Source organism: Caldicoprobacter algeriensis (assembly GCF_023838525.1).
Lineage (GTDB): Bacteria > Bacillota > Clostridia > Caldicoprobacterales > Caldicoprobacteraceae > Caldicoprobacter > Caldicoprobacter algeriensis.
The window spans coordinates 59,467-76,181 of sequence record NZ_JAHUQD010000006.1 but is presented as its reverse complement, the minus strand read 5'-3'; the positions used below and the strand labels follow the sequence as shown (position 1 = coordinate 76,181).

General features: G+C 42.0%; 21 protein-coding genes, 1 tRNA gene and 1 other RNA gene. 3 read left to right on the top strand and 20 right to left on the bottom strand.

Going from position 1 to position 16,715, the window contains the following annotated elements:
* Nucleotides 1-27 precede the first annotated feature (27 nt).
* From arsB to ffs, 8 genes are all read right to left on the bottom strand, one after another.
* Nucleotides 28-1,089, bottom strand: a complete 1,062-nt coding sequence (gene arsB / locus KVG29_RS05375) for an ACR3 family arsenite efflux transporter (protein WP_252227207.1) — start codon at nucleotides 1,087-1,089, stop codon at nucleotides 28-30.
* A gap of 130 nt (nucleotides 1,090-1,219) precedes the next feature.
* Nucleotides 1,220-1,654, bottom strand: a complete 435-nt coding sequence (locus KVG29_RS05370; RefSeq protein ID WP_252227206.1) for an ArsR/SmtB family transcription factor — start codon at nucleotides 1,652-1,654, stop codon at nucleotides 1,220-1,222.
* Between the two features lie 186 nt (nucleotides 1,655-1,840).
* A complete protein-coding gene (locus KVG29_RS05365) occupies nucleotides 1,841-2,221 on the bottom strand; it encodes a HEPN domain-containing protein (protein ID WP_252227205.1) in 381 nt (126 codons plus the stop codon).
* Between the two features lie 4 nt (nucleotides 2,222-2,225).
* Entirely contained in the window at nucleotides 2,226-2,585 is a 360-nt protein-coding gene (locus KVG29_RS05360) for a nucleotidyltransferase domain-containing protein (protein WP_252227204.1), read from the bottom strand.
* A 650-nt stretch (nucleotides 2,586-3,235) separates the two neighbouring features.
* The gene (gene recR / locus KVG29_RS05355) at nucleotides 3,236-3,835 is read right to left on the bottom strand and encodes a recombination mediator RecR (protein WP_252227203.1); all 600 of its coding nucleotides are present in this window, start codon (nucleotides 3,833-3,835) and stop codon (nucleotides 3,236-3,238) included.
* 253 nt (nucleotides 3,836-4,088) lie between these two features.
* Nucleotides 4,089-4,436, bottom strand: coding sequence for a YbaB/EbfC family nucleoid-associated protein (locus KVG29_RS05350; RefSeq protein ID WP_252227196.1), 348 nt, complete (start codon nucleotides 4,434-4,436; stop codon nucleotides 4,089-4,091).
* A 64-nt stretch (nucleotides 4,437-4,500) separates the two neighbouring features.
* Nucleotides 4,501-6,141, bottom strand: a complete 1,641-nt coding sequence (gene dnaX / locus KVG29_RS05345; protein ID WP_252227194.1) for a DNA polymerase III subunit gamma/tau — start codon at nucleotides 6,139-6,141, stop codon at nucleotides 4,501-4,503.
* A 269-nt stretch (nucleotides 6,142-6,410) separates the two neighbouring features.
* Nucleotides 6,411-6,677, bottom strand: an RNA gene (ffs, locus tag KVG29_RS05340) — signal recognition particle sRNA large type.
* 210 nt (nucleotides 6,678-6,887) lie between these two features.
* Between ffs and KVG29_RS05335 the strand changes: the two genes are divergently transcribed.
* From KVG29_RS05335 to KVG29_RS05325, 3 genes are all read left to right on the top strand, one after another.
* Nucleotides 6,888-6,981: transfer RNA gene (locus KVG29_RS05335), tRNA-Ser, on the top strand.
* A 527-nt stretch (nucleotides 6,982-7,508) separates the two neighbouring features.
* On the top strand, nucleotides 7,509-8,831 hold the full coding sequence (locus KVG29_RS05330; protein ID WP_252227192.1) for a type IV secretory system conjugative DNA transfer family protein: 1,323 nt from the start codon (nucleotides 7,509-7,511) through the stop codon (nucleotides 8,829-8,831).
* On the top strand, nucleotides 8,809-9,468 hold the full coding sequence (locus KVG29_RS05325; protein ID WP_252227190.1) for a replication-relaxation family protein: 660 nt from the start codon (nucleotides 8,809-8,811) through the stop codon (nucleotides 9,466-9,468). The genes KVG29_RS05330 and KVG29_RS05325 overlap by 23 nt, the downstream gene beginning before the upstream one ends.
* A 32-nt stretch (nucleotides 9,469-9,500) precedes the next feature.
* On the opposite strand, the gene KVG29_RS05320 is transcribed toward KVG29_RS05325, so the two are convergent.
* The 12 genes from KVG29_RS05320 to KVG29_RS05265 form a co-directional block, all read right to left on the bottom strand.
* Nucleotides 9,501-9,791, bottom strand: coding sequence for a hypothetical protein (locus KVG29_RS05320; RefSeq protein WP_252227187.1), 291 nt, complete (start codon nucleotides 9,789-9,791; stop codon nucleotides 9,501-9,503).
* A gap of 13 nt (nucleotides 9,792-9,804) precedes the next feature.
* Complete coding sequence (locus KVG29_RS05315) at nucleotides 9,805-10,188, bottom strand: helix-turn-helix domain-containing protein (protein WP_252227186.1); 384 nt, start codon at nucleotides 10,186-10,188, stop codon at nucleotides 9,805-9,807.
* A 103-nt stretch (nucleotides 10,189-10,291) separates the two neighbouring features.
* Nucleotides 10,292-10,798, bottom strand: a complete 507-nt coding sequence (locus tag KVG29_RS05310; RefSeq protein ID WP_252227184.1) for a hypothetical protein — start codon at nucleotides 10,796-10,798, stop codon at nucleotides 10,292-10,294.
* A 183-nt stretch (nucleotides 10,799-10,981) separates the two neighbouring features.
* Nucleotides 10,982-11,305 carry a hypothetical protein gene (locus KVG29_RS05305; RefSeq protein WP_252227182.1) on the bottom strand — a complete coding sequence of 108 codons (324 nt, stop codon included), beginning with the start codon at nucleotides 11,303-11,305 and terminating at the stop codon, nucleotides 10,982-10,984.
* Between the two features lie 206 nt (nucleotides 11,306-11,511).
* Nucleotides 11,512-12,024 (bottom strand): hypothetical protein, encoded by a 513-nt coding sequence (locus KVG29_RS05300; protein WP_252227180.1) that lies wholly within the window; start codon nucleotides 12,022-12,024, stop codon nucleotides 11,512-11,514.
* Nucleotides 12,025-12,208: 184 nt separating this feature from the next.
* Entirely contained in the window at nucleotides 12,209-12,622 is a 414-nt protein-coding gene (locus KVG29_RS05295; RefSeq protein WP_252227268.1) for a phage holin family protein, read from the bottom strand.
* 2 nt (nucleotides 12,623-12,624) lie between these two features.
* Nucleotides 12,625-13,203, bottom strand: a complete 579-nt coding sequence (locus KVG29_RS05290; RefSeq protein ID WP_252227178.1) for an N-acetylmuramoyl-L-alanine amidase — start codon at nucleotides 13,201-13,203, stop codon at nucleotides 12,625-12,627.
* Nucleotides 13,204-13,256: 53 nt separating this feature from the next.
* A complete protein-coding gene (locus KVG29_RS05285; RefSeq protein ID WP_252227176.1) occupies nucleotides 13,257-13,406 on the bottom strand; it encodes a CD1375 family protein in 150 nt (49 codons plus the stop codon).
* A complete protein-coding gene (locus KVG29_RS05280; RefSeq protein ID WP_252227174.1) occupies nucleotides 13,399-13,710 on the bottom strand; it encodes a hypothetical protein in 312 nt (103 codons plus the stop codon). The genes KVG29_RS05285 and KVG29_RS05280 overlap by 8 nt, the downstream gene beginning before the upstream one ends.
* A 2-nt stretch (nucleotides 13,711-13,712) precedes the next feature.
* Nucleotides 13,713-15,452 carry a glycoside hydrolase family 55 protein gene (locus tag KVG29_RS05275; RefSeq protein ID WP_252227172.1) on the bottom strand — a complete coding sequence of 580 codons (1,740 nt, stop codon included), beginning with the start codon at nucleotides 15,450-15,452 and terminating at the stop codon, nucleotides 13,713-13,715.
* A gap of 16 nt (nucleotides 15,453-15,468) precedes the next feature.
* Complete coding sequence (locus KVG29_RS05270; protein ID WP_252227170.1) at nucleotides 15,469-16,317, bottom strand: hypothetical protein; 849 nt, start codon at nucleotides 16,315-16,317, stop codon at nucleotides 15,469-15,471.
* 82 nt (nucleotides 16,318-16,399) lie between these two features.
* Entirely contained in the window at nucleotides 16,400-16,705 is a 306-nt protein-coding gene (locus tag KVG29_RS05265) for a DUF3006 domain-containing protein (protein ID WP_252227168.1), read from the bottom strand.
* Nucleotides 16,706-16,715 lie beyond the last annotated feature (10 nt).

Genomic DNA, 16,715 nt, shown 5'->3' with positions numbered 1-16,715 from the left:
ACCCCCTTATTTGCTGTGACCATCTTTTTATCCTTTAAACCAATGTCTCGTGCTGTTGGCTATCTTAACGAGAGTTAGCATAATAGGAACTTCTGTTAACACACCAACTACTGTGGCCAGTGCTGCACCTGATTGCAGGCCGAAAAGTGAAATCGCAACCGCAACGGCCAGCTCAAAAAAGTTGCTTGCGCCAATCATAGCTGCTGGTGCTGCAATGTTATGAGGTAATTTCCACGCCTTTGCCCATCCATACGCAATACCGAATATGAAGAAGGTCTGTATGGTCAACGGTATTGCTATAAGCAATATGTGCACGGGATTGTTAATAATTATTTCTCCTTGGAAAGAGAAAATAATAATCAAAGTAAGAAGCAGTCCTACTATAGTGGTATTGTCAAATTTTTTCAAAAACTGATTTTCAAAATATTCTATTCCCTTATTTTTAATAACGTACCTTCTTGTCAGGTATCCTGCCGTCAAAGGAATAACCACAAAAAGTACGGTAGATAGTATCAATGTACCATAGGGCACTGTAACATTGCTTACACCCAGTAAAAACGCTACAATGGGAGTAAAAGCAAACAGAATTATAAGATCGTTAACGGCCACCTGTACCAAAGTATATGCAGCATCGCCTTGAGTTAAATAACTCCAGACAAATACCATTGCCGTACAAGGCGCTGCTCCGAGCAACACCGCTCCCGCTAAATATTCTGTAGCAAGATTCTCAGCTATAAATGCCTTAAATACAACTTTTAAAAAGAATGCTGCAATCAAATACATGGTAAACGGCTTAATAAGCCAGTTTGTCGTACAGGTTACTATAAGCCCCTTGGGCTTCTTGGTTGCATTGACCACGCTGCCAAAATCTATTTTAAGCATCATCGGATAAATCATAAGCCATATCAATATCGCCACTGGTATGGAAACATTATAGTACTCGAACTTGTTTAGCGTCTCAGGTATTGATGGTATATATTTCCCAATAAGTATACCTGCTATAATACATAATATAACCCATATAGTCAGGTATTTTTCAAAAAATCCCAATCCTTTGTTATTTGCTTTAATATTGTTGTTGTTTTCCATATTAACGCCTCCTCCAATTTCAAATATTTTTTGTTTTTTCCTTCAAAAATCCTCTTTAATATGGATTATATGTGTATATAATCCATATTCCCTCTAATATTTAAAATCGCATTCAGTTATAAGCATTATCCTACTCGATAAACAAATTTTGATTTTCTTCCTCAAAGCAAACCTTATTCCGTCTTAAGTCATCACAAGAAAGCTTGCTTTCTCTATACCTTCTTAATTTCTCCAAATCTGTCCTATACAATTCTTCCCTAATCAGCTCATTGTCTAATATTTCTTTAATGAAACTATATCTCTTTAAGATATCTTCATTAATTTTGTAATAAACGTACTGTGCCTTTTTATAAAACTCGACTATATTGGCATATGTCAACTTATTAAGGTGTCGCGATGTATTTGATTGAGTAATGCCTAGAATTGTCTCAATTTCGCACACACATAGCTCTCCTTGTCTTAATAAGTTTAAAATCCGCAGCCGCGTCTCATCAGACAATGCTTTTATTATCTGTATAAGACCCATTCCCTCACCACCTATATGATTATATTCGTTTATATTCATATATTATGCTTTTAATTTTTATTCGTCAACCCTAAATAAAACTCTATTTTGTGTGAAAAAAGTCGTTTCGAAAGTTCAGTGTCAAGATTCAAGGAAAATGCTTCATTCTCGTATTTTTCGAAGCCTCATCACCTATCCCTTCTATGTTTTATAGAAGTAAATTTTTCCCTTATTTTGCAAACAAAATCACTTTGTCTTCATAGCTTCATCTATTTTTTCCATAACTTTCATAGCTATTCTTATGCATTCTTTTGCATCTTCCTTGCTCACCAAAAGAGGATCTTCTGCAGGATATCTGGTTTCAATATAATATGTATTCACAAAAGCCATGTCCTTAATAAATTCACCTAAAGCCTTATTATAAGCCATAGCCTTTTTGCAAAGCCTAACCAAATTATGCCCTTCCTGAAGCTCTCCCGTAGCATATATAAGAAAACCTTTTAAATATTTCTCTATAGCTTGTTGACAATGGAAACATACTATCCCATTATCACCATCATGCTCATACAAAATTTCGGCACTTCTTATATCCTTTTTTGCCATTTCAAACCATTCTTTATATTTCATAGAATCAACCAAGTAAACTCACCCCAGTCCTCTTTATAATATTTGCAAAGCTTGCCCTATCATCCTTATATCTTGACCACTCGGAAGGTGTATATATGACTATATCCAAATCAACATCATATTCTATATCAACAAGCATCTCTCTCAATGTTTGCCTCTTATCAGGTGTATCCAAAATTACACAAATATCTATGTCACTATCCCGTTTGACCAACCCTTTCGCGCATGAACCAAAAAGAATAATATCATCTGGATTATACTTATTTACAATCTGGTTTTTTATCTTTTCAATTTCATCATAGCGACACATATTATCACCTTCTAACCCTGTATAAGTTCCTGTTAATTCAAATTGAACTGCCATTTTTTATTTTTCTACTTTGTACTAAAAATACATTCTAGTTACTAAATAATAAAGCACTAAGCTCAAAGCTTTCTTAATACCAAATATACCCTATCTCAAAAATTATTATACCATCATCACTAGCATCCCTATTTTTTCAGTCCAAATATAACACAACTTTATTTTAATTTTGACACAACTTACTAGTTTTCCACAAGTATAAAAAGATATTTTCTTGATCCTTTTTCCCAAAAACCTTGATCCTAACTATGTCCTCTTCAAACAAACTCTTATCATTTTTCAAAAAAACTCGTGTCACTTGATACCTTGAAACCCTTGATCCTTAAGCCTTTGTTAATCTCTGGCATATTTCCTTCTTTTACCTCATCTGAAATATTTGTCACTTTTGTTCCTAAAATGTACCCAGAAAATTAAAAAATTGTCGTGGCAAAATTGAAAAAACTTGTGTTAAGGATCAAGGAAAAAGGGATAAGTTTTTATCTCACTTATCCCCTTCAACCCTTGATTTATAAGGCTTTTCAATGATTCTTTCACAATACCTTCCTTATCGCCTTGATCCTTTTCTACTTATCCCTTACCCCTATCCCCTAACACGACTTTCTTTTAAGTAACACGAGTTTTTTTGAAATGCACAAACACATTTAGACATGCTACATCTCACGCCGACCTTCCAGTGCTTTGGATAGGGTAACCTCATCAGCATATTCCAAGTCCCCACCCACAGGCAAGCCATGGGCAATGCGGGTAACCTTTATGCCTATGGGTTTAAGCAGCTTAGAGATATACACAGCCGTTGCTTCGCCTTCCACATCGGGATTAGTGGCCAGTATAACTTCTTTTACCGTATCGTCGCTTACCCGCGCAATGAGCTCCTTTATCTTTATATCATCGGGCCCTATACCGTTCATGGGGGATATAACTCCATGAAGCACGTGATAAAGGCCACGAAAATCCCGCGTCTTTTCCATGGCAATGACATCCCGCGGGTCCTCTACCACACAGATTAGGGAAGGATCCCTCTGGGGATTGGAACATATCCTGCAAGGATTCACATCGGTGATATTCTGACAGACAGAACAATATCTGATCTTATTCTTCACTTCAGCAATAGCGCTGGCAAGCTGGCCCACCTGCTCATCGGGCATATTTATGATATAGAATGCCAGCCGCTGGGCGGTTTTATTCCCTATGCCTGGAAGTTTAGACAATTCACTGATAAGCCGTGCAATGGGTTCAATGTAGTAGTCCATACCATTACCTCTCAATCAAACTTCTGTGGTATTTTTACACAAAGCACATTGCAGACCTCTTATCAAATCATTTACAATCTTATAATCCTTAAAAATCTTTTTTACGCGCCAACCTCATCGTAAAAGCCTTGCTGGCTTTAAACGCTCCGCATATGGATACAAATCCAGCCTAGCATCACACTGATTACGCAAATTCACCACAACCGCACCGATTCAATACCTTCCAAAATATAAAGCCTTATCGCCCATTTCCTTAAAACAGGCCAGGTATAGACAAACCTCCTGTCAGCTTGCTCATCTCCTCCTGTACTATTTCCTCCGCTCGCCTCAAAGCCTCATTCACAGCTGCTAATATAAGGTCTTGAAGCATTTCAACATCATCGGGATCCACAGCCTCAGGGGCAATCTTTATCTCAACCACTTCCTTCTTCCCGTTTGCCACAACAGTGACCACGCCGCCACCTGCAGAAGCCTCAACGGTCTTTTGTTCCAACTCCTCCTGAAGCTTGGCCATCTGTTCCTGTATTTTCTTGGCCTGCTTCATGAGTTGATTCATATTGCCTATCCCGGCGAAACCACCCGGAAATCCACCTTTTGCCATGATCTAATTCCTCCTTTTCCACTCACATCGTGCAATCCTTTTCTCTATTATATTGTCTTTACAGTCAATCATCAACTATTTCCACAAAATCTTCGCCAAATATATCTATGGCTTTCTCTATTATCTCCTCATTCTGCGATTTTCCTTCAGGTTCGCTCCTAGCAGTTTTTTGATCGGCTAAGACGCACCGAACCTTGACCTGCTTGCCAACCACCTTTTCAATGGCTTTCTCAACAAAATTCCGATTGTCCTCCCTGTCCATCGATTCCATAAAAAACTGCTGATCTGCAGGAAAACTTAAAACAGCCATACCCTTTTCATTCAGCGCAAAACCACAATCTTTTAAAAAGCCATATAAGGCTATGCGCTCTTTTTTGATAATCCCCAGCACCTCTTCCCAAACATGAGCATCTGCCGCACCTCCATCATCATTACTGCCGTTATCTCCACCTTCTTTTCCTACTGTACTGCCCCCATCAACCGCTTGGGATTTGCTTGCAGCACGTGCACCTTTTCTAGAAGGCGATGTCTGTTTGACCACTACGCCACCCTCAAGCTGCTGTTCCAACTTTGCCACCCTGTCCAGTAGAGCATCCAGCGTCACTTCCTGCTCGGGCCTGCAAATCTTAACCAGAGCCATCTCAAGCGAGACCCTGGGCTGGGAGCTCCATCTCATTTCAGATTCTGCAGCACACAAAATATCTATAGCCCTCATCAACCTCTCCTGGCTGGCCTTTTGTGCCTGTTCCATATAAGCCTTAAAGGTATCCTCACCTACATCTATCAGCTGCGCCGCGTCGTTGCACACCTTTATCACCAGCAAATTTCGCATATGATTTATTAAATCTTTCAAAAATACGCTTACATCTCGCCCATCGTTTATCAGCTGTTCAACCTGATAAAACAGCTCAGAGACATTTCCTTCGATAATGTTCTCTGCCACAGCAAAGACAAACCACTGGTCTGCCGTCCCCAGAACAGCCAGCACATCTTCATTGGAGACAGCATCACCACCAAAGCCTATGCACTGGTCCAAAAGGCTCAAAGCATCTCTCATGCTGCCTTCCGCCCACCGGGCTATGGTATACAAAGCCTCTGGTTCAACCTGTATCTCCGTCCGTTTGGCTATCTCTGCCAGCCTGCTTACAATCGACTTATTGGCTATCCTCTTGAAGTTAAACCTCTGACATCTTGATAGAATAGTGGCTGGCAGCCGATGCGGCTCGGTGGTAGCCAGAATAAATATTATATGCTCCGGAGGCTCCTCCAGCGTTTTAAGCAAGGCATTGAAAGCTCCGGTTGAGAGCATGTGCACCTCATCTATGATATATACCTTGTAACGTCCCACCACAGGAGGATACTTGACTTTATCTCGCAATTCCCTTATCTCATCCACTCCATTGTTGGAAGCAGCATCTATCTCAATTATATCCATGCTGCTACCTGTTGACAATTTTTGGCATACTTCACATTTAAGACACGGATTCCCATCTATTGGATTCAAACAGTTAACGGCCTTTGCAAAGACTTTGGCCGTGCTCGTCTTGCCTGTACCCCGTGAACCGCAAAACAGATACGCGTGAGCAATGCGGTTGCTCTTTATCTGATTTTTCAGTATGCGTATGGTGGCATCCTGCCCCACCACTTCATCAAAGGTTTCAGGCCGCCACTGACGATACAGTGCCGTATACCTCAAAATGCTCACCTGCTTCCCGCTATAGAATATAAGGCTAATACTGATCAAAAAAATTTTGGTTAAGAAAATTTTAAACACCACATAAATTGCTTTAGTGTCATAAAATCATATAGTTTCAAGTGTAGCATTTTATGTAGCGCTTCCGACAAAGAGATCAAGATACGTAAAAAAACCACACTTCATTATTCAACCTAATTTATTATAACACAAACAGCCATAAAATGTAGTCAAAAAATAGACAAGCCGCGATCAAATCGCGGCTTGTTATAATGGTAATGCCGTGCACCTGCCTTCGATTTAACACCTACAGGCGGGAACCGAACAGTTTACTCCGACCAGGCTACCCTGCGGCACACGAAAACATCTACTTACTGCTGCTTCCTTCCGGACCTGACAGGGTTCGTAGAGTTTCGTTGCACAGGACCCAGTCATCCTCGTAGCTTATTCGACCCCAGTCCCTACAGGTGCAAACCTCCAGCAGGAATTCGACCCCGCTATAGCGGATTGCGGGTTACAGGGCACCGCTAACTCCCCGTCTAGCACGGCAAATTTTTTACTTTTTAAATGTCATTAAAGATAGTGTTCCTTTTGGCATATTAATTATACTATTATCTCACATCATTTGCAATACAAAAATTCTTACAATTTTACAGAAATATCCATCCTTTTAAACCAAATAATATTCATTATGCCTCTTGATTTTTTTGGTTTTACGAGGTATACTATTAAAGCGCTAGGAGTAATATATTCGACGCGGAGAGATGGCTGAGTGGTCGAAGGCGCACGACTGGAAATCGTGTGTACCCCCAAAAAGGGGTACCGAGGGTTCGAATCCCTCTCTCTCCGCCAAATCAAGGGTTCCAGCGAAAATCGCTGGAACCTTTTTATTTGTTTTAAACGCCAAAATTGTGACATTATTGTGACATTTCACCCTCCCAAATAAAAAGAAGGGTTTCAACCTTTAATTCATTCCTTACTTGGCAAAAAGTATTTTCATAGCACAATTATGGCACACGAGATTTTATTTTAACCCCATAAAAATCAGATCTATATGTGAAAAGGAGACAAGGTACAAGATAACAAAAGGTCTACGTTCGCATATACTGTAAACTGTCAGGCAACTATCAGTCAAAATGAGAGCTCAAAAAGAAGAAGGGGGAAATTGTCCCGGTTGCGCCGAGCAGCTGCGGCGATGAGCCAAGGCGGGGAGGCAAGCACGGCTTGTCAAAATTTGGCGATCGGTTTGGCAGAGCGTTGCCGGACCCTGCCCCTTTTAGCTTTCTCGCTTCCCTTCCTCCTTCTTTCTCCTTCCTTACTTTTCTTTTGCGTTCGTTTTTGTCTTTCTTCTCATTTCAATCTTCAAAGGGGGATGCTTTGTGGAATTGCTCGAAACCATTTTAAGACTTGTCCAATTCTCCGCTTACGCAACAATAGGCGGAGCCGGGGTATGGTGCTTGTCCAAATTGCTAAGCGCGAATGAGGAGCAAACAATTCAGGATCTGCTAAGGCATACATGGACGATCGGCGAAACTGGCACCGGTAAAAGTACAAAGGCAAGGAACGATATACTTAGCGTTATCAAACAAGGTTATGGCTGCTTATTCATTGATGTACATGGGCATGATTCAAGAGAACTGCTGGATGAAATCCCCCCTGAACACATAGATAGAACAATCTACATAGATGCGGCAGATTACAAAAGGCCAATCGGAATCAGCATCTTTGATAAAAGCATGGATCCATTCCAGAACGAATTACAAGCCGATAACCTAGTATCCATATTTGACATACTCTGGCCAGGCTTTATAGGTCCTTCTACGGAAGATTTATTGCGCATGGCTGCTCTTGCTGTAATTGAACAGGAAATATCCACACTGTACGAGATATACCTAATACTCGTATCGGAAGAATATCGAAACAATCTCAAAATACAAGACACCACCGTAAAGGAATTTTGGCAAGTAACATTCCCAGAGCTCATTAAAAAAGATAAATCAAGGCTTAATCCTCCAACTAATAAACTTAGGAAACTCATTATGAGCAGAACGTGCAGGCTCATGTTATGCCAATCATCTCCTAAATTGAATATAAGAAAAGCCATGAACGAAGGCAAAATAATAATATGCAATTTCGCCAAAGGACATATAGGCCATATTACAAGCAGGCTGCTTGCGGCCATCATGATGGTTAAAGTGCAATTGGCCACGTTTACAAGGAATAACAACGCACAACCATTTTTTGTGTTTTGTGATGAATTCCAAAACTATGTAACAGAATCTTTTGTAGAGCTTTTGAGTGAGGCCAGAAAATACAAAATAAGTCTCAATCTGTACCATCAGTTTTTTGCACAACTACCCAGACAATTGCAGCACGCCATTCGTGGGAATGTTGGCAGCCGATATGCTTTTCGTGTAGATGATGACTGCGAAATGGTTGCAGAGATGCTCGGCGTTGACCCGGACGATATACGAAACCTTCAAAATTACTGGTATTACGCCAAACGGCTCATAAATGGCAAAAGGGAAGATAAGGCAGTTAAGAAGAAATCTCCGCCACCACCTAAAAAATATAACTTATCGCAGCACATAATAAATAACTCCAGGTTGTCCTATGGGGTGTCTTATACGCATATACTTAAAGAGATAGAAAAACGTTCTGAATTTGGAGGTGCTAATGATGGATACATCGAGATTGACTGAAAGGGATAAAAAGGTGTGGGAGTACATTGCTAAAACCAGATACGTGACAACATCGCAACTTGCACAATTGTTCTTCTGGTACGATGAAAATGGGAAACGAAATAAATATGCCCTTGACATTTGCAGAAGAAGGCTGAAATACATGGAAGAAAATCTGCCCATTACTAGCTTTTACAGAGGCGCCAGGTCCGAAAAAGTATATTGCTTAAAAAAGCCTGGGAAAGAAGTGATGCTAACTCCCGGGGCCTTGGATCACTCCATTGAACTGAATGATATTATGATTAAGATTAAGCACCATGCAGATAGGAATAAACACAATATAGTCGATTTCAGAATTGAACCTGTGCTGCTTAATAAAGTTATGCCGGATATCTTGCTAATATACGAGATCAATAAGCGCATAAAGATATTTTTTATCGAATATGATAAAGGCACCATGACACTAAACAGGATACGAAAAAAGCTTTTGCAATATAAAGAATACTTTGCTAAAAAGTTGTATTTGGAAGAAGATTGGCAGCCTGGGGATATCAAACCAAGCATTGTTTACCTGTGCGAATCAGAAGCAAGAGCTCAAAATATAAGGCAATTGGGGAGTGTGGACGTGGTAACCGATATCACAAAAATCTTGTGGTAGCAAAATAAAAGAGCGGCGTTTATAGCCGCTCTTTATATGACCGTTTCTTGTTCGCATGGGATACCCAATTGCTTTAATTCTTGTTCAAAAATATCTACATCGCGAGTAAAATCCTTTGTGTATGGTGAATCCCTGTAGAATTCACCATCATAAATGCACAAAGTGTCCTGTCCCTCATCATAGACAACCGTAATACCAAACCAGCCCCACATTGCTGTCATTATAACTTTCTTGACTCTGGATTTATGCAACTTTAAATCATCAATGACCAAATAGTCGTCATCCACTCCATAGGGTGCCCCGACACAATTCTTGAAAAGCATCTCTTGCACCTCCCTATAGTTTTTTGTATATTTCTCGGAGCAACGCTCGCTGTTGCTCCGTAACCTTCATCGGCTCATCAAATTCCGGGAACTGCCGACCGTCCAACCAGTCGGCAAGCTCGTCCCCGGATTCGAAATCGTCGTAGTCTATCCCGAGGTTTTTAACCCCGAGGATAGCCTCGATTTCGTCGATGTCGGCTCTTGTGAACTTGGGCCTCCCGTACAGCCTTCTTATTGCCGATTCTTTGACCAGCCATACGCCGCCGTAGGGGCCATAACCGGTTTTTTGGCATTCATCTGACGTAATACGACCTTCTTTGATTGCACGGCGGATTGTGGAATCTGCGATACCCCAGCGTTGACTTATTTCTGTGGTGGTGAGCCATTTTTCACTCATAGATATACCTCCTTTCACAAATTAAAAACGCCCCACCCGAGACAGCTTCCCGCCGTCTCTAATGGGGCTTCCTGCCTAGCAATATATTTGAAAATTTGTGGGTTTAGAAGTCAGCTTCCGCTTTCACTTGCTGTAGGGCTTCCTGTTCGGCTTTATGAATAATGTCACTATAGCTAGTTCCTTTGGGCGTTTTATAAATTGTCACATAATAATAGTCTTCGTATTCGCTGCCATCCCAGTCTGACAAGTGATCACGCACCCATACAATATACTGGATATCATCAGCGGAGAATTGTTGTTGTAACCTGTAAATAGCCTCTAATACTGTTTCGCCTTCGTCATATCTATGCTGAGAATGTGCGTAATTTGAACCGCTTTCGTATGAGGGCTTGACAGCATCTTGCAGGATTGTTCCGTCCTTCAAAATGAAATATACTGCTTCTTTTGTTTTGGTGTATCCCTTGCTTCCATCCCAATAATATTCCTCTGGAGTGGCCTTTAATAAGTTTTCGTCTGCTCTTTTAATTTTAATGTCTGTGGGTTCGCCTTCTAGAATTTCATTCAGAAACGGGAATTCTTGTTTGAAGGCTTCAAGTTTAAATCTATTCATAAAAACCTCCTTTTCCCAGCAGGGCACCGCCCTAGCAGGTATTTGTGTATCCGCCCCTGCTCTATGGCTGGGTAGGCAGTATTTTTGTGGTGGGCGCTGATTTACCGCTCAACGCCCGAAGCATAAACTAAATTCTTTCTAAAAATTCTAATATGTTTGTGTCGGTTATCACGAAGATGATACTTAGTCCTGAGTCGCCTGCCGTACAAGGGGGACAATGCCGATAATAGAATTGAGCTCACCGTCGTAGATTAGCTCGGCCTCCCCCCTCCGGACATCTTCTTGAATAATTTCCCGCCGAGCTGTGTACTCTTCCGTGTCATCAGGGGTGTTGTCATATGCGAAAAGCTGCACCCCCTTTTTGTTCCTGACAAGTATGATTTTTATGCTATCTTGTTTTTTGCGCATATTTATACCTCCTTTCAATCCGGCGGTATTTGTAATCGCCCCGCCGGTGGCGATTATGGTGTGGTGGCAGCTGATGTCGCTCAACTGCCGAAGCGCCACTTTTGCTTATCCCCGCACCGGGACCCCGTGGCGGGTTGCCCGGCTTTCCCTGCTGGGGCTCTTGCGGGTGTACCCTGCACACCTCCAGGTACATATTCCTCGTTCGGCTCTCGTGTCTCCCGCCTGGTTCGGTGTCGCCAAAGTGGTGGCAGCTGTTGCGCACAACTGCCGAAGCGTGCCCGGTTTATGCCCCGGGGCGGGGCGGTTTAGCGAAGGATGAATCTGTACTCGACCGTCGCTCCCCAGTTTTTCTTCCATTCCCCAAGCGGATAAGCTTTGTTTCGGTCGGGGTGGAAGGTGTTTGTTTTAAGATCCACATAAGCACCCCGACCGTAGCTGTCGAAGTACAGTCTCCTGTGTCCTCCCTTTTCCCAAAGCTGTCCGCCGGGATAAACCTTGTGCTCCTCTATCCTGCCATCCTCGTATCGCCACTCCTGCACGAGAGTGGTAGGTTGAGTGGCGGGCTGTTCTTCTGGTTCTTCTTCGATAACGAGCTCGTATGTAACCTTTCGGCCTGCATACTCGAAAGTTTCGCCGATTTTGATATTCGGTTTACCAATCCCCTGTTGCTTGTCCGTTTCCCCCGTTTCTGGATTGAATGAGAAATCTAGCTGTGGGCAGTAAAATTCTTTCTCTGAAATCTGCTTGACTTCCCAAACATACTCTTTCTTCTCGCCGTTCCTCCTGATGATGGTTTCTTTCAATCCCTTAATTTTCATTTTTCAATCCCCCTCTTGATTTTTGTTTTGGTAACGTCATCGTTGCCTTGCGATTATATAATATCACGATGTCGTTACCTTGTCAATAGGGTTTCAAAAAATTTTTTGAAAAATTTTTGTCCAAAAACAAAAAAGCCGTGCACCTCGAAAGATGCACGGCATCCAAAAACAAAAAAGAGGGGCATCACTGCCCCTCTGTCTTTTCTGTTTTACTAAACTGTTCAAGCACTACCTTAAGTTTATCCGGTACAGGCAACCCTGCCCTAGCGCAGTTTTCTAATATGCTTATGCCCTCATTGGATACATAGAAAAAGATAATGGCCGTTCTTATTGCGCTGCCATTGCCGAGTAAATATACGTCTATTATATTGCCCAGGCCCACCAATAAAAATATAAGTATTTTCCGCATTATGCCTATAAAACCTACCTTGCTTGAAACTTTTTGCTCTACTCTTGCCGCTGCTAACCCCGTAAGATAATCGGCTACTACAAAGGCTATTAGGGCATACAATAGCCCATCCAGGCCGCCTAGCAACCATCCCAAAAACCCTCCAACAGCCGTTAAGGCTACTTGAATGCTGTTTATAATGCTCTTTATGTTCATTCTATAACCTCCTCTCTAATAAATGCAGCAAAACCTTTTTCTTTGAGCAATTGCACCATTTTTTCTGCGTTCTCTCGATTTTTGAAAGCACCCACTTGAACCCTGTAAATTTTCTTCTCTTCTGGCTCCTTGAGTGCAGCTATAAGTTTGTCCCATGGGAAGTATTTGCCTGGACAAGCCGTCGCTGCGAATTGTTTGTGTGGCGCTATCCCTCGCAGATTTGGGAATCGGGCCTGATTGTATTTCACCCTCTCGACCAGCGCCCTGAACTGCGCTTCCGGCATCTCCGTCTCTTCCTCATAGTTGCCCTCGACACAGATGCCATAACTCTTATCGTTCCAGCCTGCCGTGTGCGCCCCCACGTGGTCACCACGGCAAATGTAAACCGTTCCGTCCTTGGCGATGTATTCGTTGTATCCTATTCCGGCCCACCCTCGGCCAAGATGGTGCTTGTGGATTGCCTCCGGCGTTGCCTGTTCAACGGCGGCATGGTGGATGATGATATACTGCACATCTTCTAACTTAAGCGGTGTTAGTTTGCCCCGCCAGTCAAAGTTGGGTTGTACAATTTGCATAGTTTATCCCCTCCTTACAAATGACCTATTCGCAAAGAAAACTTGTTGCATATTTAAGACCTACTAGAAGCTATATACTCTGCTACTACTTGACGGTATTCTTCTGGCACTACATTCCTTGTATCCCCTTCAATAGGTTCAAGAATCCATTTGCCAGTTTTCACCAGGTATGCATAAGCTACAATAAGGTATTGCTTAAGCATTTAACCTCGCCTCCAATACTGATAATCTTGTTTCTAAGTCAATAATAGCTTCAACCAAAGCTATCTTTTCCTCATCTACTGGTTCGTAAATTGGTGGTGGCGTTGGGTCATGGGCATTAACTATAGTAGTAATCTGGTCTATGATTTCTTTTGGCGTGTTGTCTGGTACAAAAATCCATACCTCCTCATTAGTGCCTTGAATAGAAGCAGTACCGTCATGTTGTAACGGCGGTACTAAACTAGAAGCAAAAAGTTCGTCTGCAAGTTTGTCCAGTAAAACAGTCTTACGAAACGTTAATTTCATACTTATCCCACCTTTACAATTGCAAGTATTGGGCCGGCTAAGCCCGCATTAGGGATTGTCAAAGCAGCCCCACTTGTCTGCTTGACAAAAAGCTCCACATAATCATCTCGCTCAAGCTTAGCTAAAGTAGTTACTATTACATGCGTCGGTGCATCTGCTGCAACTGCCTGCATACGGGAAATATGAAGCAAGCTCCCGTTAACATAGATACGAGCATCACGTAAGCCAGTACCATTATTGTAAAACTGAACGGAACCGATAATAAGATATCGTCCTCCCTCCTTAATAACTAATCTGCTATTTGCGACGTCATGTAGCATGCCATAATCAAATATTGTGGTAGGTAATGTCAGTTTTGTGACGGTATCATGAGGTATACTTTGATCTGCATTTGCCGTAATGCAAGCAGTGTAGTTACTCCCTATTCGATTATTGTTCAAGTCAAACCAAGTATTGAAGCCAAGAGAATTACCATACAAGATGATGTTTTCGTCTGGTACGATAGGTGTATATAATGGAGATACCATCTTTGCTGGATTAGTTAAACGAGACGCAATAGTATTCCCTGTCAGTAGAATTATCCTCGAATACTGATTTACTTTTATTAGAGACTGTGCTATCTGTTCCCCAGTACCTATTAAGTCAAAACGACAATTTATTATCCTGCGTATGTTCCTAAAGGTGTCTACATACTCGTTATCGGTTGCAAAATCGAAAATTCCTTGGCATGTGTAAATTTCAGGTTGTGTACCCGGTTCAAAATAACAATCTTCGTAAGTTGTATATCTACCACTATCTTTAATCATCCAATAGTTGGCTGCTGCAGTATTACGAATCTCAAAATCACAGTGTGTAAACTTGTTTTGGCTTCCGTAAGTGTTCTTGTAAGTAATGTTAAGCCATTGTCTACAATTGGTGAACTGGCAGTCTTCAAAATGGTTCAGATCAGAACAGTGAAGGTCTACAGCCAGTGCCCAACCAGCGAAATGCACGTTCTTAAAACACCCGAAAAAAGCGGCGGTCATTGATAAACCGATACTAGTATCTGCATCGTCTGCGTATGGGTATCGTAGAATACGGCATCTTTCAATGATAGGATTTAGTATGTGAGCTACGGGCTGAGGATTGGGCGGCACCGCCATATCTACTTTGGGGTTTAACTGACAAAACCCTCCACCATTTGATGAAACAAAATACAGATTATAAAACTTTGGCGCTCTAACCTGAATCAAAGACGCATCAGGATGATACTGAAAGCAGTAGTCTGTACCGTAATACCATATTTTACTTCCAGAAAAAGTTTCTCCTGGTTCAACCCAGCCTACTCCCCTGATTGTTACTCCTTTTTTTAATACGATACTACTAGTAATTTTGTATTGACCATACGGCAAAAGAACCTCTAAACCACCCGCTGCAGCAGCAGCATCTACAGCCGCCTGGATAGCTGCCGTATCATCCGCCACCCCGTCACCTTTTGCCCCGAAATCCTTTACATTTATCGCATAACTGTCAAGCTTCTTCCTCAGCGTATCAAAACCGCCACGTGCATCGACGATTTCAGCATTGCTGTTGCCTGCATTGATGATAAGCTGTTCAAACGTTGTTTCAAGACTTGCTTGCCTCGCTGTCGTACTTTCCACTTCTTCATTTATAGCCTCTATCCCGCTTGCTATGCTTTCCCTTACATCCTTGCCATATACAGCCTGCCTGATTTGCTGTACTTTATCGCTTATGCTTGCCATCTATTGTACACCTCCGTTAAGATTTTAAGACAGCGCCCACACTGAATGTGAACGATGGCGTTGTGCCGCCTATTGTATAGAACACGGCTATCTGAGAGCCAAGCAACCCTGATACCGCCTTCATTTCCGAAGTAACAGCCGTTACCTGTGTAAAATTGACTAAATCAAACCATTTACCACTAACCGGGTCTTTGGTTTTAATTTTGACATCCAAGGTTGGCGCTGTGCCGGATACTGCTGTTACATCCAAGAAAAATACTGCTTCCTTGTATTTCTTTACATCCACCGGCGTTGCTGATGTATCGCCGGATGCCGTCCTGGCCGCCGAGGCCAGCATGGTAACTTCCTGTGTAGTTTGTACAACCTGGACTTGCACCACGCCATTAGCATCTGTCAAAATCCTTCGTGCGTTAGTACCATCGCTACCAGCTATCAATATTGCTTTTGCCGGATGTGCGCTGCCCGGTGTTGCATCCGCAGGGGTTGAAACTATGTCTACATTCCCAATGTTATTATCGCCCGCCGGTAACGCAGAAACAATCTGAACGCCATTTGCTGTTTGGTCTATTCCTACCTTGCCAATGACGTTGCTACCTGCCGGTAAAGGCTCCACTATGGCTGCTTTGAAGTTGCCGCTTGTCGTTTTGGATGTTGGCAAGCCTGCCAACAGCGCTTCAATCTCTGTTGCCCGTACTTCGAGCTTACCTGATACCACCGATAGAGGATTGCCGTCTTTATCATACAGCACGTGTCTAGAAGCGCCGTTGTCACCAAGCAACACTTCATAATCATCAATTGCCGGATTGAAGTGTTGTGGAATTGGTTTGCCATATACCACCTTTATTGGCTTAGTATTGTATGGCATGTATCGCTCACTCCTTTTTTTAAAGTTTGGGCAATAAAAAAGCAGCACTTTTATAGCACTGCTTTAAGAGAATTTGCATTGTTTATCTCAATAGTTTCTCAAACAAATTTCCTATTTTCTCACCATATTTTTGTTCGCTTTTAGAGTCTAATTCAAGAGAAAATTCTAACCAACTTATTCCTGGCTTGACACCCTTGGGAAGTAATTTACGAGGTATATTAACTGGTATTTCTTCTTCTCCTACTAAAATAACAGCATAATCTCCTTCAAATCTATCTACAGCCGCTTTCATCGAAGTATTATTATCATCTTTCAAAAAAACAACGAAAAGCAAGACAATAGCTACAGCCACAATTGAAACCAGGGCAACTAATATCTTCTTTTTCATTATCGATTCC

Coding starts and splice junctions, on each gene's coding strand:
- KVG29_RS05265 (WP_252227168.1), bottom strand. CDS start 16,705: ATGAAAAAGAAGATATTAGTTGCCCTGGTTTCAATTGTGGCTGTAGCT.
- KVG29_RS05320 (WP_252227187.1), bottom strand. CDS start 9,791: ATGCTTTTCAAGAATTGTGTCGGGGCACCCTATGGAGTGGATGACGAC.
- KVG29_RS05270 (WP_252227170.1), bottom strand. CDS start 16,317: ATGCCATACAATACTAAGCCAATAAAGGTGGTATATGGCAAACCAATT.
- KVG29_RS05325 (WP_252227190.1), top strand. CDS start 8,809: ATGGATACATCGAGATTGACTGAAAGGGATAAAAAGGTGTGGGAGTAC.
- KVG29_RS05365 (WP_252227205.1), bottom strand. CDS start 2,221: ATGAAATATAAAGAATGGTTTGAAATGGCAAAAAAGGATATAAGAAGT.
- KVG29_RS05350 (WP_252227196.1), bottom strand. CDS start 4,436: ATGGCAAAAGGTGGATTTCCGGGTGGTTTCGCCGGGATAGGCAATATG.
- recR (WP_252227203.1), bottom strand. CDS start 3,835: ATGGACTACTACATTGAACCCATTGCACGGCTTATCAGTGAATTGTCT.
- KVG29_RS05300 (WP_252227180.1), bottom strand. CDS start 12,024: ATGAAAATTAAGGGATTGAAAGAAACCATCATCAGGAGGAACGGCGAG.
- KVG29_RS05315 (WP_252227186.1), bottom strand. CDS start 10,188: ATGAGTGAAAAATGGCTCACCACCACAGAAATAAGTCAACGCTGGGGT.
- arsB (WP_252227207.1), bottom strand. CDS start 1,089: ATGGAAAACAACAACAATATTAAAGCAAATAACAAAGGATTGGGATTT.
- KVG29_RS05310 (WP_252227184.1), bottom strand. CDS start 10,798: ATGAATAGATTTAAACTTGAAGCCTTCAAACAAGAATTCCCGTTTCTG.
- KVG29_RS05370 (WP_252227206.1), bottom strand. CDS start 1,654: ATGAATATAAACGAATATAATCATATAGGTGGTGAGGGAATGGGTCTT.
- KVG29_RS05280 (WP_252227174.1), bottom strand. CDS start 13,710: ATGAAATTAACGTTTCGTAAGACTGTTTTACTGGACAAACTTGCAGAC.
- KVG29_RS05360 (WP_252227204.1), bottom strand. CDS start 2,585: ATGGCAGTTCAATTTGAATTAACAGGAACTTATACAGGGTTAGAAGGT.
- KVG29_RS05285 (WP_252227176.1), bottom strand. CDS start 13,406: ATGCTTAAGCAATACCTTATTGTAGCTTATGCATACCTGGTGAAAACT.
- KVG29_RS05290 (WP_252227178.1), bottom strand. CDS start 13,203: ATGCAAATTGTACAACCCAACTTTGACTGGCGGGGCAAACTAACACCG.
- KVG29_RS05275 (WP_252227172.1), bottom strand. CDS start 15,452: ATGGCAAGCATAAGCGATAAAGTACAGCAAATCAGGCAGGCTGTATAT.